The organism is Paraburkholderia sp. FW306-2-2C-D06C (genome assembly GCF_058781505.1).
Map to the genome: position 1 here is coordinate 1 of NZ_JBYSWU010000079.1, position 21,071 is coordinate 21,071.

Consider the following 21,071-nt stretch of genomic DNA (forward strand, 5'->3'; position numbering starts at 1 on the left):
AGCAGCAAATGGCATGCGCAAACCTCGTGAACACTGCTTCGGTCGTCATGACGGGGCGCTTTTCAACAGCCTGCTAGATCGTCAACGATTGCCCGCAGCCTCTAACATGCACCCAGCAGAAAGCCTGCCGACCGCTCGTCGCGCCGGAACGTATTGGCACGGGCATTCAGGCCGTCAAGTCGAGAACAAGGAGCGAATGTCGTCCGCGATGCGATCGAGGCTACCCGCTTCGAGTTTTAGCACCGCTGCTGCGGTGTAATCGCCATCATCAGCGCTCATTTTTACGACCAACGTTACTTTACCCAATGAAGTTGTCGTCGCCGTCAAAGACAACTCTTCGCCAATCGCCTCCCAGCTTTTCTGGCCGTGCCATCCGGTCCAACATGCCGCCATATCATCGAATAGAGCTGTTGGTGGACCATTGTGATACGTGGACGCAAGAACATCGCCTGTGAACGGCGTTCCCGCAATTCTTGCCAGAAACCGAATTTCGTTCCCGCCCAGTTCGGGAACACTTCGATACGCATCGAAACATCGGCCGCCTGCGTGCCTTTATAGTTGGCCTCGGCGTGCAGCGAATAACATTGTGTGGCACCCTAATATATCCGAGTGAGGAGGTGCCATGAACCAGACTATCGATCCCTCGATCACCCACATTTACGAGGCTTGGCACGACACGGTGCGCAAGAGGGATCTGGCCGGCACTGCCGCGCTCTATGCGAAAGACGCCCTGCTCGAGACACCGCTAGCGCTGGCCGTCTATCCTGAGCGTCAGTCGGGCCTGATTCGTGGGCGCATCGCGATCAAGACATTCTTCGAAGACAGTCTTCGCAAGTTCCCGAGCGATCTTGCGCAGTGGTATCGAACCGGCACGTTTTTCGCAAATGGTCAGCAATTGACGTGGGAATACCCACGCGAAGCGCCGAAGGGCGAGCAAGTCGATCTCATGGAGATGATGGAGATTGGGCACGGCCTGATTCAATGCCATCGCGTCTATTGGGGGTGGTACGGCGTGCGGCTGTTGACGCCTGCGCTCGCACGCAGCAACGCGAGCGCAATCTAAGCGCGTTCAGCGCGGGCGTGAATGCGCTGCCCGCCGATGCACTAAGGTAATCATCCGTTCCGGGCAAAAGGAAGGCTATGGTCAATGCGACTGGCAAGCGCGAGGTGGTGATCGTAGGAGGGGGCGTAGCGGGCATCGCGGCCTTTGTCAGCGCAGTCAGGAACCGGAGCATTTCGCGCATCGATATCGTCGATCCGCGCGGTATCGGCAATGGGATCGCCTTTGCCACGACCGAGCCCGCGCTGCTGTGTAATACATCCGTCGAGACGATGTCCCTGCTCGACGACGATCCATACGATTTTTTGCACTACCTTCGCGCGCAGGCAATGACCGTTTCGCCTGACGCGTTTGTTCCGCGTTTTCACGTTTCACGCTACCTTGCCGACCGCTATGCACACTATCGGATGCTGGCGCGTGACGCCGGCGTCGGGCATCGTCATTTGCGGGCGACGGCGCGTACGATCGAGAAGCAGCCCACGGGCGGGTATCGCGTGTTGCTCGACGACGGCACTTCGCTCGAAGCGAGCGATGTCGTGATCTGCACGGGTAGCGGTGCACCGTTCCTGCCGGACGCGCTGCGATCGCATACCGGCGCGCCGGCACTGTTCGAATGTCTGTACCCGGAGCGGCGCGTGATTGAGTACCTGGCGGCGCCGTCCCGCGTTCTGGTCGTGGGCAGCCGGCTGTCGGCGGTCGACGCGGCACTGCTCGCGTGCGGCGCGGGGCATTCCGTGGTGATGGCGTCCCCATCGGGCCGGTTGCCCGCCGTACGCACCGCGACGCCGCGACAATGTCCCGTCGCGATCGACGAAGCAGCATTTGCGCGGCTCGATTTATCGAGCCCACTGCTTTACCGGCGTCTGCTGCGGCAGGTTGCACGGTCGGCCGAGGCGGTCGCCGGACGGCCGTTGCGCAGCCAGATCGACCGTTCCACCTATGCAGCGGAACGGCTCGCACGAGAAGCCGGTTTGGCCCGGCATGGCGCGACCGACTGGCAGAACGTCCTGGTGCGCTACATGGACCTTGCCGAGCAGCTGTTGCGCGGCGGCACGCCCGAGACACGGACCCAGGCGCTCGGCAACTGCGCCACCGCGGTCGGCCGGTATCTGTTTGCATTGCCGCTCGAAACGGCGGAGAAGCTGCTGCGTTACATGGACGAAGGCCGATTGCAGGTGATGCCGGCCGTGCCCGAGCTCTTGCGTCGGGATGAGCGGTGGCGCGTCGAGTGGAGCAGCGGCGCACTCGACAGCTTCGACGCCGTGATCTGCGCGACGGGTTTTCAGAGGCAGCGCTTCCATGCAACGCACGATTCGCTCGCGTTGACGGCAGACCCTCTGTTGCCTGTCACGGCGCCGCGCGTATCGCAGGACCTTCGCGTCTGGCTGCCCGAAGCGAGCGAGCCCGAACGTATCTGGACTGCGGGCATCGCCTCCTACCTCGCGGCGCCGATGGTCAATGCGGTCTACCAGTCGGTTCGTCAGGCTAACGAAATAACGGGTGCGTGGCGTTCAAGCTAAAGCATCCTGCCACAAGACTCACCAACTGCCGGCTCGAGCCGGTGCACAGCGCGTTTTCAGGGGGATCAGCATGAGGCTTTATGGCGACCGGGGATCGAGCAATACGCGGCGCGTTCTGACCACAGCACGGCACGTGCAGCTCGACGTGGAGTTCATCTTCGTCAATCTGTTCGCCGGAGAAAATCGCACGCCGGCGTACCTCGCGCTGAATCCTAACGGGACGATTCCGACTTTCGTCGACGGCGATGTGGTGCTGTTCGAGGCCTCGGCCATCATGATTTATCTAGCCGAGAAGGCCGGCTCCACCCTGTGGCCCGCTGGCCCCGCCCGTTTCGAAACCCTCAAATGGATGTTTTGGGCCGCCGAGCATTTCCGTCGCGGCCCCTCCATGCTGATTGAAGAGCGCTTCATCAAACCGATTCAGGGACATGCGGAAGATGCCGCGCTGGTCGGCGATGCGCTGAAGTCTATCCATCGCTATGCAGCGGTGCTTGACGCTCATCTGCGCGACCGCCCGTTCGTGGTCGGACACACATTGACGCTGGCCGATATCGATTTGGCCGCGCCGTTTAGCCACATTCCGCGCACGCGCGCGCCGTTCGACGCCTATCCTAATCTGATGGCCTGGCACAAGCGTCTGATCGATGGCGTTCCCGAGTGGCGGTCCACCGGCGAAGATCTAGAGCGCCGAATCGCCGAGATACAAAGCGCCGCCGCCGCGGCGCGCGCGCGAGCTGCATAGCCGCGCATCGGCCACGCGGCGGCAGTGTCATGCGAACGCGGGTTGCTCGTCTGCTCGATGTTCAGTTTTGGGCAGCAGGGCGGGTGCTTCACCGATATCACGCACGATGCCGAAGTGTTTTTCCAGCGCCTCCCATCCCTTGGCCGTGATGGTGACCGAGCGCGTGACGGGCGACTTGCGCATCCAGTCCCATGCAAGAAAAGCGTCCATTAGCCGGGCGCCCAACGGCCCGGCAATGTGGTACTGCCGCTCGGTCCAGTCGAGGCATTGCCGCGCATGCCCCGTATGGTCCATGGTCTGGGCGTCCGCGTCGACGCCGAGTTGCTGCAGCCACGCGCTGCCGCACGCGGTGAGTGCGTACTGGCGATCGCCGGCCTCGATGACGAAGCCTCGCTTGAGCATGCTTTGAGTGACGGCGACGCCGATCTGACCCGCGAGGTGGTCGTAGCAGCAGCGCGCGAAGCGCAGCTCGCGGGCCGAGCGGTTCGGCGTGTTCCGCCAGGCCGGCGTGACCGGGCCGATCGACGCGAGGCTTTCGAGCGCGTGCGAAATGTGCGCGCCGGCAAGCCGGAAATAACGATGCCGCCCCTTGCTTTCGACGGTCAGCAGGCCGCCGTCGAGCAACTTGGCAAGGTGTGAACTGGCGGTCTGCGCAGTCACGCCCGCCGCTTCGGCAAGTGCGCTCGCCGACAAGGCGTTGCCGTTGGCTAGCGTGATCAGAATCACGGCGCGAACCGGCTCGGCGATGAGATGCGCAACGGTTGAAATATTGTGCTGGCTCATTATTTCAGCTTCCGGAATTGATGCGTTTTGGCTAGCGAAAAATCTTGGACTACACACTTCGATACGCTCCGAAGCATTCTCGGTTTGCACCGGTTTATAGTCAACAGGGAACTGACAAATGGGGCTTGGACTCTTGAATAATGAAAATGAATGTCAAAAGCGGGTATTAACGGCGACGAGTCTCAGCTACGTCATCGTCATATTGGATACATCTATTGTCAATGTCGCACTGGAACCCGTCGCTGCGAGTCTGGGATCGGACATCACCGGCCTGCAATGGGTCGTCAACGCCTATACGCTGACATTTGCGAGCCTGTTGCTGAGCGGCGGCGTATTGGGCGACCGAATCGGCGCAAAATCCGTCTATCTCATCGGATTGCTGATTTTCGCCAGCGCGTCGGCATTATGCGGATTCGCTCCGGATTTGCAGATTCTTATCGCGGCCCGGATCTTGCAAGGCTTAGGCGCAGCGTTACTGGTGCCGTGTTCGCTGACACTCATCAATAGTGCTTTTCCGGTTGCGCAGCAGCGAGCCAGTGCGATCGGCGTGTGGGCTGGATGCGGCGGCGTCGCGATGGCGGCAGGGCCACTTGTCGGCGGCTTGCTGATTCATCTGTTGGGCTGGCGAAGCATTTTTCTGGTGAACGTGCCGATTGCGCTAATCGGCGCCTGGCTCACCACGCGCATCGAATCCGCGCGTCCGGCCGCGTCTGAGCGGCCGTTGGACCTGGCCGGGCAAGTGCTCGCCATCGTTGCGCTTGGTGCATCGGTGGCGGTCCTGATCGAAGGGGCGAAGCTGGGGTGGCACGCGCTCGCCATCCGCGCCGGCGCCGTGACCGCCATCGCGGCGTGGATTGCGTTCGTGCTGGTCGAAGCCAGGCGCCGACAACCCATGCTGCCCCTGAGCTTCTTTCGGAGTCCATTATTTTCTGCATCGGCGTTTGCGTCGATGATCTCGGGCCTGGTGTTCTACGGATTGTTCTTTCTGCTGAGCCTCTATTTTCAGTCCGCGCGCGGCTGGCCGTCGTTGCAGACCGGCCTCGCATTTCTGCCCTTGACGGTGATGGTGACAATCGGCAGCTTCGCCTCCGGCGCGTTGAACAGAGCGTATGGTGCACACAGGCTCGTGTGCGGCGGCTTCCTGCTGTACGCGCTGGGTTTCGCCGGGTTGCTTGCACTGGCCGACAATGCGCCGTATTGGCGGATTGCACTCTGTTTTCCGGCCGTCGGCTTCGGTGCCGGCGTGATTACCCCAGCGGCGACCGCCGCGTTGATGGCTGCGGTGGATAAGGCGCGAGCCGGTGTCGCGGCAGGCGTGCTCAATGCAAGCCGGCAAACGGGTTCCGCATTCGGGGTTGCGATCTTCGGCGCGCTGATGAGCGCGATCCAGCCACTCGACAGCGGGGTTCGCGTCGCGGTCTATCTGGCTATCGGCCTGTCACTGCTGGCAGCGCTTCTATGGAGTCTCGCCTCGGTACTGGCCACCCGTTACGCCCGCGGGACTGCGTAGTCGACATCGAGGTCGACGGTCTCGCTGGCGCCGTATACGAGCAGGATGCCGGCTACTGCGATGCACGTGCGACAGCGCGGTCTTTCGCGCAGGGCGCGCAGCGGTTCGGCGCGGTCATCGACGAGCGCCGGGCCGCGTGCCGGATTCACACGCTCAATGGGCGGGTGATCGGCGTGGAAACCGATCGCGGCCGGATCGACGCCGCCATTCTGGTCAATGCCGCAGGCCCTTGGGCGGCGTCTCTTGCTGCGACTTGCGACGCCAATCTGCCGATTTCCGCATCGAGACAAAGCGTGGCCATCTGCAGGATCGAGGCGCAGGTGGAGGAAGCGCGGCTGCCCGGGTATAGCGAAAGGGGGCGCGGTTTCTATCTGCGGCCGGATAGCCCTGGCGTCTATATGATCGGCTCCCTCGCTCCGGACGACAGTGGACCGGTCGATCCGGACGGGCTTCGCCGCCAGATGGACGGCGACGTGAGCCGGCGATATTGCGAACGGGCCGCGCAGCGATTTTCCCGGCTCTCGGGTGCGTCGCCGGTTGGCAGCAGGGTGTCATTTTTCGACGATACCCCCGATGGGAATCCGATCGTGGGCGTTGATCCGCGCGTCGATGGGCTGATTGTCGCCGCGGGTTTGTCGGGACACGGATTCAAATTCGCACCGGTGTTTGGACAGGAAATCGCCGCATTGATCGACGGAGGAAAAATGCATGTTGACCTGCACCAGTTTGAGGGTAGCCGATTTCTCGACTAACGTTCGGCGGTGCCGTTGAGATTGTTACTATCGAAGCTGATCACTTTTGTGCGACGGATTGCGTTTCCCCGAAACGTCGCGACCGCGAGAGCGATCGCTATGGCCCATCGTTCCGAATATCCGCTGTGGGGAAATCTGAAGGGCCGTTCCGGGTCGATCTGAGCCGGTCGTCGTCCGTCTCAGTGCGGCGGCAGGAGGCCCGCTAGATGATTTTCAATCCAAGCGGACTTTCACCAAAAGCAATACCCGTTAGAGACGAGGCGAATAGTGTCGAATCAAGCACGCGAACTGTTGAAGGCAACCGAAATCGACGCAATGGAGCCCCAGCGCTCCGTCCATCCATTGAATGAACGAGCGGTTCGTCTTAAAAGGTCGCTGAGCGAAATGACCGGGCTCACCCAGTTCGGTTTTCACCTCGTAACGCTCCAGCCGGGGCACGAGTCCACCGAATATAATCGCCACCTTTACGAAGATGAATGTCTTTACATCCTCTCAGGCAAGGGCGAGGCGATTATTGACGATCAGGTACACGAAGTTGGACCAGGGGACTTCATGGGTTTTGCACGCGGCGGCGCTGCACATACATTGTCGAATACTGGTCACATCCCTCTCGTTCTTATCGTCGCCGGCCAGAGGCTGGAACACGACGTTTGCGACTACCCGCGCAAAGGCAAGCGCCTGTATGCGGCTGGCACCAATAAGGTTATCGTGGACCTTGCCAAAGAGAGCAAAGATTAGGGGGTATCCTTCGAGACCCACAACGTTTCCGATTGACTGGCCGCCGCTCTGGGACTAACCGTGAGACCGCTTCGGGTCGACCTCGATCCTTGAACTCTTCCGCAGGCGGCCGTTCGGGGATGCGCCGAGTTAGCTGCCCGCCAAGCAACCGCTCCGGCCGAAATTCGGCCGCTCGTGAGCGTTAAGGTGGAAGGAGAGTTGTAGGCGGCATGCGGGACTTCGCCATGCGACAGCGTTCGGCAACTTTCGGTCCTTCATCCGCTTGAGCAAGATCGTCGACAAGTGCCCGTGGCCTCCGACCTTTCGCTTGACCAAGGAACCGGCGATGCATCCTCGTGTAGGAAACCGTCTCACAGACGCACGAATACTCACGTCCGAATCTGGCCAGAATCATCGTTTGGTTTCCTTTAAAGTTGGGGTATGAAACTCGACCCTGATACCTGCTACCAGACATTGCTTTCGCGAGATCGCCGTTTCGATGGTTGGTTTTTTGTCGGCGTCTCTTCGACAGGCATTTACTGTCGGCCGGTCTGTCCCGTCCGAACGCCAAAGCGGCAGAATTGTCGCTTCTTCCCAAACGTGGCGACGGCCGAAAAAGCCGGGTTTCGTCCTTGCCTGCGCTGTCGGCCAGAGCTGGCGCCCGGCAACGGACTATTGGATGTGTCCGCCCGACTGGCGCAAGCAGCCGCGGCGCTCATAGAAGAAGGTTTTTTGAACACTGCAAGTCTCGCAGAGCTTGCTGCGCGTGTTGGTGTAACCGACCGACACCTTCGCAGGATATTCGATGCCGAATACGGCGTATCGATGATTGAATTCGCGCAGACACAAAGGTTGCTGTTGGCAAAGCGCCTGTTGACTGACACGCGCTTGCCCGTCACCACAGTCGCATTGACGGCAGGATTTGGAAGCGTCAGAAGGTTCAATGACCTGTTTCTGAAACAGTACGGTCTGAATCCGCTTCGATTCCGAAAGGAGATCGACTCCCACCCGCAAGAAACGATTACCTTTGCGCTTGGATACAGACCGCCCTTTTCCTGGTCCGGTGTACTTGCGTTTTTCGCGCATCGGCAGATCAATGGCGTGGAAGACATTCGCGACGATAGCTATACCCGAGTCATCGAGCTAAAGCGAGGTAGTCAGAACATCGTTGGCTGGATCAGCGTAACGCATGCGCCACAACGGTACGCAATCGACGTTACGGTTCCGATATCCCTGACACCGGTCGTTGCACACGTTCTCGGGCGCGTTCGACGTATGTTCGACCTTGCCGCTCGCCCGGATCTGATCGACATGCATCTCGGCGATCTGGCCGCTGATCTACCGGGTATGCGTGTTCCGGGCACCTTCGATGGTTTCGAGGTCGCGGTGCGCGCAATTGTCGGGCAGCAAATCTCCGTTCCGAATGCGCGAGCTATTTTGTCGCGTATCGCAGAACGTTTTGGGACGAAGCTCGCGGGGCCCTTCGGATTGACGACGACATTTCCCTCCGCAACGGTGCTCGCCGGCCTCCCGGTCGCCGTACTTCAGGAAGCCGGCATCACACGCATCCGGGCGGAAGCGATCCTTGCCGTCGCGAACGAAGTATCAGCCGGTCGAATTGCTCTGGAACCGTTGGCACCGCTGGAAGAGACGCTCGCTTCGCTAAGGCGTATCCGGGGAATTGGGGAATGGACGGTCCAGTACATCGCTATGCGCTCGTTGGCATGGCCCAATGCCTTCCCCGACGGCGATGCAGTGCTGAAGAAGCAACTCGGCTATTCGAGTGCTCCGGCGCTCAACCAACACGCCCAACGATGGCAGCCATGGCGGGCTTATGCAACGCTGCATGTTTGGCGCCAGCACGAAGCACGCAGCAAATGACACAGGGCCACCGGATTTGCGGTGCGTTGCGCAAGGCAAGTTTGCGTACCCGGGACGAGTTTTAACGGGCCTGATCTCCATCGCGCCAAAGCATTTTCGCTCTATTCATTCGTGTACCCCCCATTCGTGGCCTCGCCGAGACGACAGGTGCAAGCGCGAATCGCCATCCAACCGCTGGATCTACATATTCAATCATGAACGTTATCGAACTGTTCGCGCTGGCTGCTATCTGGGGTGCATCGTTTCTTTTTATGCGTGTGGCGGCACCAGAACTCGGGCCGATCCCTCTAATCGCGCTACGCGTCACAATTGCGGCACTCGTTTTAGCGCCAGTGCTTCGATCAGCGAGCGCACGTAGCCAATTTAGATCCAAGGTGTGGCCGTTGTTTGTCGTGGGCGTGACCAACTCTGCCGTACCGTTTTGTCTGCTCGCATATTCGACCCTCTACGTGAACGCGGGCGTTGACTCGATCTTGAACGCGACGACCCCGCTTTGGGCCGCTCTAATCGCGGCCGCTGGCTTCCGGGGATCGATGCGACTGGGGCAAGTTGTCGGCTTGTCGTTCGGGCTTGCGGGCGTCGTGGTTCTGGCGTGGGACACCCTCATCGGAGGTGCCAGCGCCCTTCCACTCGCGATTGGCGCGGCACTCGTCGCGACCCTGTTCTACGGATTTGCGGTGAACTATTCCAAACGTCATCTGGCGGGCATGAATACATTTGTTGTGGCCTTCGGCAGTCAAGTGTCTGCTTCAATCGTGCTGGTCCCGCTCGCGCTGTTCTTCTGGCCGAAGCACCCGGTCGCGCCGTCGACGTGGGCATGCGTTGCAGCACTGGGCGTGGTATGTACGGGCTTTGCGTACGTCTTGTTTTTCAGGCTGGTTGATCGTGTCGGTGCCGCCTACGCTGCGTCTGTCACGTTTCTCATCCCTATCTTTGGAATGATCTGGGGCGCTGCGTTCCTGGGAGAGACGATCACATCGGTAATGATCGCTGGATGCGCGATCGTCCTCTTCGGAACAGCTTTGGCGAGCGGAAAGCTCGGGTGGATGCTGACCCGCAGCGCATGAACGTCCGTTCTGGAAAATGCGAAGGACCGTTCCGGGTCGCGTGCCGCCGATAGGCGACAGGCAGGGGGCGGCCACAACCGGTCACTCGGCAAGGCGGCGAGAATTGGCGACAACTTTCGTTCGACGTATCCTTGAGGATCAGATGTTCTGACACTCTTGGCCAACGATCCTTATAAAAACCCGATGCACGCACATCTCAGAATCGCCAGACCTGTCAGCGACCTTTCGCGGGCAGAAAGCATGTATTGCGCAGCGCTCAGCCTCGTTGTGCTGGCAAAATTTCAAGACCATCAGGGGTTCGACGGCGTAATACTCGGACGTTCCGGGAAGGACTATCACTTCGAGTTCACCCAATGCCGCGAACACCCGGTAGCGGCGTCACCGACGCATGAGGATTTGCTGGTGTTTTACGCTCCGGATCGAGAAGAGTGGGAGTCGGCATGTGAGCGGTTTGTCGACAATGGATTCGTTCGCGTTACGTCGTTCAACCCTTATTGGGATGTGTCGGGCCGAACGTTCGCGGATCCCGATGGGTATCGAGTCGTCATGCAAAACGCGGCGTGGTCATCGTAATGCACCATAGTGCAACCGGATCCCGGCTTAATGCTCCAAGGGAAATCTAATCACCGGGCAAAGGCAAAAAAACGGCCATGAAGCGACCCTCGGAGGGGCCCAGAATTTCCGACAATCGATATGAGTTGCAGTGATTGCACAGCGATCAGCTTGTGTGTCAATATCTACATCATGGAACTTCGTAACGCGCAAATTCAGCCTCACCACCATCACGGTCGTCATCCGATGCGCCGTGGTTCGTTACGTCCATAGCAGGAGATTCTGGATCGCAGTTCCCCTCCATGCAAAAAGGACCAAGGCGCCGACGGCGCCTTTTTTTTCGACTTCGAGGAGCATTTTCATGACCATGATTCGCGGAACTCGTTTTATTGTTGGCAAGGAAGCCGCGCAAATTCGCGCTCTGGAAACCCGATTCCGGAGCTATCTTCATTGACATTGGGGCGGAGGAAGCGATTGTCCCTGCCCTGTGGTCACAAGATACATTCATTCAAAAGGCCGGCGGCAGCGAAATCATCGGCCAGATGTGGGCCTTTCCCGACAAGAAGGGACGGGCTTGCTGCCTGATTCCAGAGGCGACTGCACTTTTCCAGGAGCGATGCAGCGAGTTGCTGGGCCGCCAACAAGAGCGAATGTTGTTTTATATCGCGCGATGCTACCGCTATGAACGACCGCAAGCCGGTCGCTACAGGGAATTCTCCCAGTTGGGATTTGAGTTTCTGTGCCGTGACCCGGTATCCGCAGTCATGCGTAGCCAAGAGATTGCGATTGGCTTTTTCGATTCACTTGGCCTTCGCTATGAAATGGACGGTTCGGCCCGAAGAGGCCTTAGCTACTACCTGAACGGCCAGGGTTTCGAAATGCGTTGTGCCGAACTCGGAGCACAACAACAAGTAGTTGGCGGAGGCGCATATCAAGAGGGTGCCGGCTTCGGCATCGGCGCTGAACGACTATTGTTGGCGATGACCGCTCAGGGGCTTGTGTAGAGAACTCCGACGCTCATGGAGCTTGCCGGCCGGGAACGGTCGCAAGCTCCATGTCATCCACACTTAAGTCGAGCGAGGCGCGAGCATCTGCTTTGCGCGGCATCGAATGTCCCTTGTGGGTCGAAAGCTGTCAGTCGATGGCGTGGGCTTTCGGCCGGAAAAGAGACATTCACTCGTGACCTCTACATCTGACGGTGAAGCGATCGGGACTCGAAAGACGCGTTTGTCGCATTGTGTGCCATGCTCCAACCTGATCGCGCTATTCCGGCCGACCACCCGTCTATTGGGACTCGAAGCACTCCGCGAGTGCTCGCTGCTCACTCGTCAACCACGGCGACTACTGCAGATACCGGACTATGAGCCGTGTGGCCTCGTCGACGAGCGCTCCGAACGCTTCGTCCGAGAGGCTATCGGAATGGTGCACGACCGCTGTATGCGTCAGCGCCTCTATTGAGGTCACGCACACAAACGCCGCAAGCCCCAGGTCTACTGTGCGAAACTCATCGCAGTGGGCCTCAAGGTAGGCCCTGAACAGGGCATAGGTTTCTCCGTTCAAGACTTCCGTGTTTTCAAGCCTTCCTGTGCGTGGCATCTGCTCGGCAAGCACGCGATGTAACTTGGGATCGATGCGATGCGCCTCGATCGCTGCGGTGACAAGCGTGCGCACCGCTTGCTCCATCGGGAGTGCCGCGGCCTCTGCCAGCGCGCCACGCACGACCTGCATGACTTCCTGACTATGGCGCTTCATGACGGCGGTAACGAGCGCCTCTTTGCCGGGGAAATATTGGTAGAGCGAGCCAACGCTCACGCCCGCTTTTTCTGCGATACGGTTGGTGCTGGCTTTATCGAAACCGTCCCTGACCAAAATGCGAGCTGTCGCTTCAATCAGGGCATCGACTGTCGCGCGCGATCTCCCTTGAGAGGCGTGTTTCCTTGGTTTCGTGAGCGGTTTTCGCGTCATTTCTCGCGCTCCAAATGCGAGTAGGTAAATACGAGCTGTTACTCGTATTATGCATCTGGCGAATCGAATAGCAACCGGGGAACCAACCTGGATCGAACGCGTGTCGTAACCTGGACGGTGGGAGGAGACGTCTCATGATCTATCAGCCTTACTCAAAACTTGTTGCCATCAAACGATGGGCCGATCGCGGCCTCTACGATGTTGTCAGCCAGAATTTCCACCGGCTGACCAGTGAGGATGCGTCGATCATGCTCCGCATCCTCGACCATATACATGTGGTCGACAGAATCTTTCAGCATCACCTGCAGGGACAGTCGCACACGTTTCAGGCGCCGCGATCGGAGAGAATGCCGGAACTCGAGGCGCTTGCGAGCAGTGCGCGAAAGGTCGACGACTGGTACGCGTGTTACGTGGATAGTTTGGCGGAGAGCGATTTCGAGCAGCCTGTCGATTTCGTCTTCACCAGCGGAAAGCCGACGCGTATGCAGCGAGGCGAGATCATTCTGCATGTATGCCTGCATGGAACTTATCATCGGGGCAATGCTGGCGCCGTTCTTCAGCTGAAAGGCATTACCCCGAGTCGTGATGCGATCACGGACTTTCTCGAAGACGTGACGTGATGCAGGCTGGGAACCACTTAATGTCCACTTCGGCGGTCCTGAATGACGGCTACGTGGCGGGGGCATTGTCGCCTATGGGTCGGCGCGCGATGGGCGGCTTGGTAGTTCAGGCGCGCAGGGCATCGGGCAGGGTTCGGCCAGGTGCGGTCGTTCACATGCGTTGTCGGTCGGACGTTCACGCGTCGACTGCGCCCCCGTAACCGGCCATCCGATTGGCAAAGACAAACACTCCTTCATCCGCCGAAGCGGCTGCTCCGTTAGTGCAGTGAGAATGTCCCTTAAAAAGCACGAAGCGGCCAAGGCCGTTGTCACGGCATCGCAGTGTTCGTAGTTGCTCCAGTGCAGAGTGCCGAAGTGGTATCAGATGTGGTTGCTTCTGTTCGCGGCCTCATGTTTCGGTCTCATAAAGCAGACCGTAGCTCCCGCTCGTTCGTTTTATTCGCGCGAAGCCGAGTTCCCCCAAATGCATACCGGCGATCAAAAGTCCCTCCGAACTGACCAGGTCCAGGAGCCGTGATCGTGTGGTGGCTGCCAGGGAAGGGTCTTGATCGAACGCAATCGATACGTCTGGCCGTTTAATCTGGATGTGAGGAAAATGAACAATATCTCCCCAAACAAGCAGGCCCTGATCATGGGATTCGAGAAGATATCCGGAGTGTCCATCTGTGTGTCCCGGTAGCGACATCGCTCGGATACCGGGAAGCACTTCTCCCTCATTGAAAGTGCGAAGCCTGTCGCGGTAGCCGTCGAACACTTGACGCGCTATCAGGAAGTTACCGCGGGCACGCTCGCTGGCGCGACTTAGATTTCCGTCGTCCTGCCAAAATCCGACCTCTCGCTGATGAGCAATAAGCTCCGCATTCGGAAAGGTAATTTGTCCGGCTGTGTCCACTAGCCCTCCGACATGGTCGGGATGGGCGTGTGTGAGCAGGATCGTGTCGATCTCGGACGGTTCGACGCCAGCAAGCGATAAATTGGTTCTCAGGCGGCCACCCCATTGCTTGATGCCTCCAGCCCCACCGTCGATGAGAATCGTGCGGCCCGCTCCGCGTACTACATAGCAGTTGATATGCACGGCGGAAGGCTCCTTTTGCCCTGCATCACTTTGCATTCTGGAGGCCTCGGACGGGTCGATGTTCGAGAGGAAGTCCAGGCTAGCGGTGAGGTAGCCGTCGCTGATTGCGGTGATCGTGAAATCCCCGACTCGCTGACTTGGAAAGGTAAAGGTGGACACAATTCTTCTCCGGAAGACTTTCTAATTTCGGGCGTGAATGTTCGATGCGGCATACCCAAAACAACGGATGCGCGCCGTGAGACCAGTGCGGCGCGCGATGGCGTCGTCCAGGGCTTCCATGAACTGGTTCATTACCGGGGGCGTGCGAAATGTCTCAAGGCGATATTGGACTTCCGCGAAGACGGGATGTCCGTGCCCATGCCGAACGTCGACATAGATGACATGAACGTTTTTGAGTGCAGCTCCAAGGACACTCGTACAGAGTTTGATGCAGTCGCTGGAAAGCTCGGCAAGCGTCTCATCAGACGGCATTTGCCCCGTAGGAATATAGAAAGTGACATTGGGCATCGCGGACCTATTTTTACTGTTCGATCGAAACGGTGCGGGAACTCGTCAGTTGTTCCGTCATCGGCAAGTAAAGGTGGACGCCTTCCGACATGCTCTCGACAAGCTGAGCGTTTCGCCGAGGCAGTCTTGCGAGCCAACGGCGGTCCGGAAACTTCTCCAGTGCAACTGCTTGCATCGCCAACGGTGTGAGGCCCATCTGGATCAGAGGTTCGGGGCCGCCTGCGCAAAGCACGAGGAGTTCGTCTGCATTGACCGCCGGCGCAAGGCCGATATCGCTGTAGAGATTTCGGTGCCAGTCGGTGATGTGTTGCTGCCACCTTGCAAAATTGCCACCGCCTTTCTGGCGATATTCCTCTCCCGTCAGGACATCGAGACTGTCAATCGTGTGGACGGCGAGGTAAACCGGGCAACCATCGCTTAACGACTTGAAGCGCTGCGACGTGTGGAAGCCAGTGACCGAGATGAGGGCGGGCAGTTTTTCAAGGCTGTAGAAGTCGTTCCATTCGGCTTCGCTGTTGGGATCGGCGAAGCTGCATTCCACGGTGTAGATCATCAGATTATCCTTCGTGACGGGTGAGCATATTGCAGCAAACGATTCATGTTCATTGCAGTAACGTAATGCTAATCTGACATTTCCCGCGTATATATCGATATAAAGTCAGCCTTCAGTGACGTTTACTCAAGCTGGCGTCGAATGCATACCAACCGGCGAGACTCAAATGCGACGTAAGATTCCAAGCAATTCCGCGCTTCTGGCTTTTGAGGCCGCGGCTCGACACGGCAGCTTCGCCCGCGCGGCCGAGGAATTAGCGCTGACCGAGGGCGCCATCAGTCGTCAGATTGGTCGATTGGAGGCGTTTTTGGGTGTCGCGCTGTTCGAGCGCATTGGAAATCGGGTTCGGCTTGCGCCCAACGGCACGCGATACGCGGTGCAGGTTCGCGAGAGCCTGGATCGGCTGGAACGGGACAGCCTATATCTGATGGGTCAGCCCATCGAGGGCGCGAGCATTGATATCGCCGCAATTCCGACCTTTGCCACCCGTTGGCTTATCCCTCGGCTGAAACACTTTCAAAATAAGCATCCGAACATTACCGTGCATATCGCAGAACGTATGGAACCTTTCATTCTTGCTGGTAGCGGTTTCGACGCAGCAATCCATTTTGAGCATCCAGCATGGGCGGGTATGCGTCTACATCGCCTGCTGGAGGAGGTGCTTGTGCCCATCTGTAGTCCGGCGCTCCTCGCAGACGCCGATGCGAACATATCGCTAGATGAGCTGCCACGCCTTCACAGGAGACAAAATCCGGACGCGTGGCAGCTTTATGCACAAGAGGTCGGCATCGCGCTGACCAATTCGGCGGTTGGCGCACGTTACGATCTCCATTCCATGCTGATAGAGGCGGCGCTAGCCGGCTTGGGTGTTGCATTGGTGCCGCGTCTTTACGTCGGGGCAGAGCTTGAACAAGGCCGTTTGGTCGCGCCTTGGCCGGACGGCAAAGCGATTACCAAAAACTTCTGCCTCGTTCTTCCTGAGCCGATCGAGTTGAGTGAAGGGCCACTACAGGCATTTGCGAAATGGATTCTTCACGAAGCCCGGGGCTTAGCGGCTTAAAGCAGCGCCTGACGCTCATCACAAAACAGCCATCCCTCCGCAGTTTCCCTCGCCAGGCGGCCGCCTCGCTTCGAATTGACCGTCGCGAATCGATGAACGGCCGTTGTACCTTGAAAGCCGCCCGAAATGTCGCATTGGGTCGACAGACCGCAACGGGTCGAACTCAGCCGATCGCACCGCACTGCCGATGTTGCGGGAGCGCGAAGGCCGCCGATGCGCTATCGTTAAAAACGCAACTCTCGATGCCGCATTGGGCAGCAGGTCATTGCCGCGACGGGCGGCGGACGAGGTGGGAAACAGGTGCGAGAGTCGGGGTTCGAGGGTGGATTTCCACGCCGGCATCACCGGAATACGAAATGGACGATCTATATGACCTTCAGCGCTTTGTCGACGCCCAAGACCCGGTGTACGCACAGGTATGCGATGAATTGAGGGATGGACGCAAGCGAAACCACTGGATGTGGTTCGTGTTTCCGCAAATCCAGGGCCTCGGGGCAAGCGCAATGGCGCGGCGGTTCGCGATCTCGTCGTTGGCCGAGGCCGAAGCCTATCTGCGCCACCCGCTACTCGGCCCACGGCTCCGCGAATCGACGCGACTGGTCAACCTCGTCAAAGAGCGTTCCATAGAGGAAATTTTCGGATATCCGGATTACCTGAAGTTTCGATCGTCGATCAGCCTGTTCGCGCGCGCCACGAGCGATAACGACGTATTTGTGGAAGCTCTGCGCAAGTATTTCGGCGGTGAAGCCGATCCGCAAACTCTGCAGCTGCTCTAGGCCGTTTTTGCGCTGGGCCTGCGCGCAGGGCGGAGCGGACTTCGGAGTTTCAGTGTCGGCACAGTGTGTCGTCAATTCCCGCTCGCATCGGCTGCACGGGACCGGTAGAGCAGCAGATGATCGGTGCCGGATTCGGACAGCCAGACTTCGCCCGGGCGGCCCATCATCTCACGTACGTTCGCGTGCGGGCGCGGCAGCGAAAACACTTCGAACCGCTCGGCACGCGGGTCAAAGCGCACTAGCGCGTTGGCGCTCCATTCACTGAGCCAGACGATATCCTGGTCGTCTACAAATATTGCGTACGCGTGCGGATCGTCGCCGGGCAGTCGCCATTCGCGCCATTGATGCGTCACGGGATCGAATACGCCGACTTTTCCTGCGTTCCACTCGCTGACCCAGACACGCCCCTTCGAATCGGACCATACGCGGCGGGCGCCCTGATTCGACGTTGGCGGCTCGATGACCTGCGCCGCACCACTCCCGGGATCGATGCGACCGAGATAATTCCCCGCCAGTGACGCGAAATACAGGCTACCGCCCGGGGTCACGCAGATGCCGTAGGGCCCGGGCCCGCGCGGCGCATCGAAGACTCGCATGCGGGCGCGCTGCGGATCCAGTTCGCCATAGATGCCGCTTTGCCCGGTAAACCACAGATGCCCTTGTTTGTCGAACACGGCGGTGTTCAGATTGGCGTCTGGCCGGTCCTTCGGCAGCGGAAAACGCGTGACGGCGAGCGTCTTCGGATCGATGCGCACAATCGCGTTCTGCCCGCCGTCAGTCACCCACGCCGCGCGATCGGGACCCACGATCACGCCGTGCGGCGCCGATCCGGCGCCGAGCGGAATCTTGTCGATCCTGCCGCTACGCGGGTCCAGCCGTCCGACCGCGCCCTGCGCCTGTGCGGTGTACCACACGGCGCCGTCCGGAGCCGGTGCGACGTCATGCGGCGCACTGCCGGTCGGCACGGCGAAGGTCTCGAACGACGGCGGCTGCGCCTGCGCCAAGCCGATGGTGAGCGCAGCGCTCGCCAGGGCCGACGCAAACCACGGCGCCAGCCCTGCTTCGAGAATCTTGTTCACCGTTGCCGCAACCCGTTTCCTCGCGATCGCCGACATGTTCGCCTCCATGTCACAGAATAAGTTTTAAAGGGCGCTGACGGCCTTTTATTGTTGCACTTATCTGTAGCCGTCGCTGCGCCGACTCATTCGCCACACCGGCTCCGGCGGCAATTTAAGTTCACGGTGGCGAAGGTCAACATCGAAGGAAGGATCATGTCGATGGCCATGGCTCAAATGGCGGCCGAACCCGGTTGTCCAAGCCCATGTGGATGGGTTTCCCTTTCTCGAGTGAGAACACGTTCAGGACCCACTGGCCGCCCATGGCGAAAGAGCTGTCAGTTTCTTCATTTCGAGTCCAGCGTGTGGCTGCCGACGTTGAATTGCGGCTCCCGCGAGGCGCTTTCGAAGCCACCGTGTGCGTGGTTTGCTACGCTGCTATTGATTGCAGCGACCCGCCGCGTCAGCCGCGGGTGGGTCCGGCAGATTTCGGTTAGGAAGCCGAAGATGGGCGGCACCATCTTTTCCTGAGCCATGAATGCGTTGGAATCCATCGATGCATTCAGGCGTCGGCAGCCGCAACCCAGCATCTGCAATGCGCCGCGCGACGCGTGGGCGTCCTTTGATAGATAGGCGCCAATGCTGTCGCATGTGTATTCCCGCGAGCGCGAGTAAGCTTTGCCGAGAAATGGGACGACGTGCGCCGGCAACTTGAGCGCGTTGATCCACGGATTCAGGTGCCCGGCCGCATGATGGCCCAGCTCATGACCGATCACGAAACGCACTTGGGCATCGCTATTCGCTTCGACGAGTGCGCCGGTCAGGAAGACATAGCGGCCGCCGAGCAGGCGCCGCGCGAAGGCGTTAAAAATGCCGTTCGAGTTGTAGATGAAGGTCTTCGGCGGCGCGGACAGGCCGATCTCCCGCGACGCTTCGACGACCATCGCGTGGAACTCCGGGAACTGCTCGCTGCCCAGCAGCACCATGTTGCCGAATGCGGACGCGCGATAGGCCGCGGCTGCCAGCCAGTAGAAGATCGCGAACGCGACGCCATATCCCGCGTAGAGGCGGATGATGTGGCCCGCCTTGGGGTCATTCCAATGGTTGTAGATTGCCTGCGCAATGGCGATCCACAGAAGGACGCCAATCACGATCATGATCCATTGATAGCGCTTCTCCCGCTTGTTTCTAAGTAAATCGAATGTATTCGCCATCAGATTTTCCCCAGCCCTGAGTTGTTAATTGGTTTTCTTCCAGAGCGGCATATCGGGCCGCAGTAAGCATATAAAGTGTTTTTTGGATTGTGCGCAAGGTTTTTTGAAGGCGGCTCGTGGAACAGTGCGTCTGGCATATTCATTTGATGGCGCGGTCAGTAATCGGAGAGCGCTTACGCCTCTATCGGCGCGATAACGGAGACGGGGCGGTGCGGGTGGCACGTTGCGCCGGCTTTTTCAAGCAAGATGATGACAAAGTGTCTAACTGGATTTGAAAACCCGCGACAAACAGTCAGTTCCGGACATTCGCGACCGCTCTTCATGGCAGACCTTCGCGCTACGGCCGATCGCGGAACCCTCAGACCGACCGTCGCCGCCCGTCGGATCTACCGGAACAGGCCTTCATGGCTTCGTGCTAGCGTGTTGGCTCCGGAACGCCGCCTCTCCGGCGTCCGACACCTCGACCCACTTCTTGTCGGGCGCTGCGTCTGCGACGTAGCTGTCGTGCCAGTTCCACCACTTGTAGGTCGGTGTCTGAGGATAGCCCTCGGGCGAGTCCTCCCATACCTCCTGCCGGCCCAGCGGCGTGATGTCGAGGTAGTTCCAGGTGCCCCCCATCTGCTCGTCGCCGCGGTTGTTGATGAAGTAGGTGCGGAACACCCGGTCGCCGTCGCGGTAGAACACGTTCGTCCCGTGCCACTCGTCCACGCCGAAATCGGCGTCGAAGCTGTCCGTGAGGGTGAACCACGGCATCTCCCAGCCCATCCGCGCCTTCAGCCGCGCAATGTCCGCCTGAGGCGCACGCGAGACGAAGACGAGGGTGGTGTCACGGGCGTTCAGGTGCGCGACGTGGGCGACCTGGTCGGCCACCATGGAGCAGCCCCGGCAGGCGTGATCGGGCCAGCCAAACACTCCCGGCTCGAAGAAGGCGCGGTAGACAATCAGTTGACGCCGACCGTCGAACACGTCGAGCAGGCTGGCCTTGCCCGCAGGCCCCTCGAACGCATACGCCGTCTCCACGGCCATCCACGGCATTCGCCGGCGCTCGGCGGCGAGGGCGTCACGGGCGCGGGTCTGGGCCTTTTCCTTCACGAGCAGCTGCTCGCGGGCCGCCTCCCACGCCTGCGGCGAGACAACCGGTGGTGTGTGCATGGCAGGCTGTCCGCCTTTCCGTCCGTTCTCGGCTGATGTACTCATGGCTTTTGCAATCTCCTGATTTGGGCGAATTCTTGCGCCTCGTGACTGAAGCGCGATTCCATACGCTGCCTATCGCTCGTTGTTGGCTGAGAGATAGTTTGGCACCGGAAATCGAACGTTGGGAGTAACAAGTGTGGCGGTATTCCGATGGAGTCGCTGATTACAGGCGCAGCGTGGGCTCGAAGCGGGTGATCCCCTCGGCACCTTGAACCGCGTGGCATTGCGCGACGATGCTCCTGCACTCGCGCTTTGAGATATCGCGATGGTCCAGCACAGCCGCTTTCCGGAACGCGCTCAAATGAGCGCGAGGTCGGGATTGGGTCATGGACGTGAAGTCGGCTGAGGGCGAGCGAACTTCCGCTTGGGGTCGACACGCGTCGGCTGCTGCCGCCAACCGGGCGGGCCGGAAACGGCCGTCATGTCATCTGAAATTGACTTGGGCAGACCTGTTGCTCCAAAACAAAC

The 21,071-nt window shown here is 59.6% G+C and carries 23 protein-coding genes; 14 read left to right on the plus strand and 9 right to left on the minus strand.

Features of this window, described 5'->3' with window-relative positions; all coding sequences use genetic code 11:
• Positions 1-259, plus strand: a 259-nt coding sequence (locus tag AC3WLT_RS34905; protein WP_492596153.1) for a hypothetical protein, incomplete at its 5' end; no start/stop codon positions are given.
• On the opposite strand, the gene AC3WLT_RS34910 is transcribed toward AC3WLT_RS34905, so the two are convergent.
• Positions 175-504 (minus strand): DUF6228 family protein, encoded by a 330-nt coding sequence (locus tag AC3WLT_RS34910; RefSeq protein ID WP_492596174.1) that lies wholly within the window; start codon positions 502-504, stop codon positions 175-177. The genes AC3WLT_RS34905 and AC3WLT_RS34910 overlap by 85 nt on opposite strands.
• 118 nt (positions 505-622) lie before the next feature.
• Between AC3WLT_RS34910 and AC3WLT_RS34915 the strand changes: the two genes are divergently transcribed.
• The 3 genes from AC3WLT_RS34915 (at position 623) to AC3WLT_RS34925 (ending at position 3,322) form a co-directional block, all read left to right on the plus strand.
• Positions 623-1,063, plus strand: a complete 441-nt coding sequence (locus tag AC3WLT_RS34915; RefSeq protein WP_492596154.1) for a nuclear transport factor 2 family protein — start codon at positions 623-625, stop codon at positions 1,061-1,063.
• Positions 1,064-1,140: 77 nt separating this feature from the next.
• Positions 1,141-2,580: an FAD/NAD(P)-binding protein gene (locus tag AC3WLT_RS34920; protein WP_492596155.1), complete on the plus strand. Its 1,440-nt coding sequence runs from the start codon at positions 1,141-1,143 to the stop codon at positions 2,578-2,580.
• Between the two features lie 70 nt (positions 2,581-2,650).
• Entirely contained in the window at positions 2,651-3,322 is a 672-nt protein-coding gene (locus AC3WLT_RS34925) for a glutathione S-transferase family protein (RefSeq protein WP_492596156.1), read from the plus strand.
• Positions 3,323-3,349: 27 nt separating this feature from the next.
• Here the strand turns inward: AC3WLT_RS34925 and AC3WLT_RS34930 are convergent, their stop codons facing one another.
• Positions 3,350-4,105, minus strand: coding sequence for an ArsR/SmtB family transcription factor (locus AC3WLT_RS34930; RefSeq protein ID WP_492596157.1), 756 nt, complete (start codon positions 4,103-4,105; stop codon positions 3,350-3,352).
• Between the two features lie 118 nt (positions 4,106-4,223).
• Between AC3WLT_RS34930 and AC3WLT_RS34935 the strand changes: the two genes are divergently transcribed.
• The 7 genes from AC3WLT_RS34935 to AC3WLT_RS34965 all read left to right on the plus strand — a co-directional run bounded on the left by AC3WLT_RS34935 (position 4,224) and on the right by AC3WLT_RS34965 (position 11,588).
• Positions 4,224-5,615, plus strand: a complete 1,392-nt coding sequence (locus AC3WLT_RS34935; RefSeq protein ID WP_492596158.1) for an MFS transporter — start codon at positions 4,224-4,226, stop codon at positions 5,613-5,615.
• On the plus strand, positions 5,564-6,367 hold the full coding sequence (locus tag AC3WLT_RS34940) for an NAD(P)/FAD-dependent oxidoreductase (RefSeq protein ID WP_492596159.1): 804 nt from the start codon (positions 5,564-5,566) through the stop codon (positions 6,365-6,367). Before AC3WLT_RS34935 ends, AC3WLT_RS34940 begins: the two co-directional genes overlap by 52 nt.
• 267 nt (positions 6,368-6,634) lie before the next feature.
• A complete protein-coding gene (locus AC3WLT_RS34945) occupies positions 6,635-7,105 on the plus strand; it encodes a cupin domain-containing protein (protein WP_492596160.1) in 471 nt (156 codons plus the stop codon).
• A gap of 420 nt (positions 7,106-7,525) precedes the next feature.
• Positions 7,526-8,965, plus strand: a complete 1,440-nt coding sequence (locus AC3WLT_RS34950; protein WP_492596161.1) for an AlkA N-terminal domain-containing protein — start codon at positions 7,526-7,528, stop codon at positions 8,963-8,965.
• Between the two features lie 194 nt (positions 8,966-9,159).
• On the plus strand, positions 9,160-10,032 hold the full coding sequence (locus tag AC3WLT_RS34955) for a DMT family transporter (RefSeq protein ID WP_492596162.1): 873 nt from the start codon (positions 9,160-9,162) through the stop codon (positions 10,030-10,032).
• Between the two features lie 156 nt (positions 10,033-10,188).
• Complete coding sequence (locus AC3WLT_RS34960; protein WP_492596163.1) at positions 10,189-10,605, plus strand: VOC family protein; 417 nt, start codon at positions 10,189-10,191, stop codon at positions 10,603-10,605.
• Positions 10,606-10,973: 368 nt separating this feature from the next.
• Positions 10,974-11,588, plus strand: a complete 615-nt coding sequence (locus AC3WLT_RS34965) for an ATP phosphoribosyltransferase regulatory subunit (RefSeq protein ID WP_492596164.1) — start codon at positions 10,974-10,976, stop codon at positions 11,586-11,588.
• Between the two features lie 337 nt (positions 11,589-11,925).
• Here AC3WLT_RS34965 and AC3WLT_RS34970 read toward each other — a convergent pair whose 3' ends face one another.
• Positions 11,926-12,549: a TetR/AcrR family transcriptional regulator gene (locus AC3WLT_RS34970; protein ID WP_492596165.1), complete on the minus strand. Its 624-nt coding sequence runs from the start codon at positions 12,547-12,549 to the stop codon at positions 11,926-11,928.
• Positions 12,550-12,683: 134 nt separating this feature from the next.
• Between AC3WLT_RS34970 and AC3WLT_RS34975 the strand changes: the two genes are divergently transcribed.
• A complete protein-coding gene (locus AC3WLT_RS34975; RefSeq protein ID WP_492596166.1) occupies positions 12,684-13,169 on the plus strand; it encodes a DinB family protein in 486 nt (161 codons plus the stop codon).
• Between the two features lie 388 nt (positions 13,170-13,557).
• Here AC3WLT_RS34975 and AC3WLT_RS34980 read toward each other — a convergent pair whose 3' ends face one another.
• Genes AC3WLT_RS34980 through AC3WLT_RS34990 form a run of 3 tightly spaced genes read right to left on the minus strand, consistent with a single transcriptional unit; the run spans position 13,558 to position 15,304 of the window.
• Entirely contained in the window at positions 13,558-14,403 is an 846-nt protein-coding gene (locus AC3WLT_RS34980; protein WP_492596167.1) for an MBL fold metallo-hydrolase, read from the minus strand.
• 21 nt (positions 14,404-14,424) lie between these two features.
• Entirely contained in the window at positions 14,425-14,751 is a 327-nt protein-coding gene (locus AC3WLT_RS34985) for a hypothetical protein (RefSeq protein WP_492596168.1), read from the minus strand.
• A gap of 13 nt (positions 14,752-14,764) precedes the next feature.
• The gene (locus tag AC3WLT_RS34990; RefSeq protein ID WP_492596169.1) at positions 14,765-15,304 is read right to left on the minus strand and encodes a sugar ABC transporter; all 540 of its coding nucleotides are present in this window, start codon (positions 15,302-15,304) and stop codon (positions 14,765-14,767) included.
• 166 nt (positions 15,305-15,470) lie between these two features.
• Here AC3WLT_RS34990 and AC3WLT_RS34995 point away from each other — a divergent pair, with 166 nt between their 5' ends.
• Both AC3WLT_RS34995 and AC3WLT_RS35000 read left to right on the plus strand, forming a co-directional pair.
• On the plus strand, positions 15,471-16,364 hold the full coding sequence (locus tag AC3WLT_RS34995; RefSeq protein ID WP_492596170.1) for a LysR substrate-binding domain-containing protein: 894 nt from the start codon (positions 15,471-15,473) through the stop codon (positions 16,362-16,364).
• A 356-nt stretch (positions 16,365-16,720) separates the two neighbouring features.
• Positions 16,721-17,140 carry a DUF1810 domain-containing protein gene (locus AC3WLT_RS35000; RefSeq protein WP_492596175.1) on the plus strand — a complete coding sequence of 140 codons (420 nt, stop codon included), beginning with the start codon at positions 16,721-16,723 and terminating at the stop codon, positions 17,138-17,140.
• 71 nt (positions 17,141-17,211) lie between these two features.
• On the opposite strand, the gene AC3WLT_RS35005 is transcribed toward AC3WLT_RS35000, so the two are convergent.
• From AC3WLT_RS35005 to AC3WLT_RS35015, 3 genes are all read right to left on the minus strand, one after another.
• On the minus strand, positions 17,212-18,255 hold the full coding sequence (locus AC3WLT_RS35005; protein WP_492596171.1) for a Vgb family protein: 1,044 nt from the start codon (positions 18,253-18,255) through the stop codon (positions 17,212-17,214).
• A gap of 287 nt (positions 18,256-18,542) precedes the next feature.
• Positions 18,543-19,409: a M48 family metallopeptidase gene (locus AC3WLT_RS35010; RefSeq protein ID WP_492596172.1), complete on the minus strand. Its 867-nt coding sequence runs from the start codon at positions 19,407-19,409 to the stop codon at positions 18,543-18,545.
• A gap of 402 nt (positions 19,410-19,811) precedes the next feature.
• Entirely contained in the window at positions 19,812-20,606 is a 795-nt protein-coding gene (locus tag AC3WLT_RS35015) for a DUF899 domain-containing protein (RefSeq protein ID WP_492596173.1), read from the minus strand.
• Positions 20,607-21,071 lie beyond the last annotated feature (465 nt).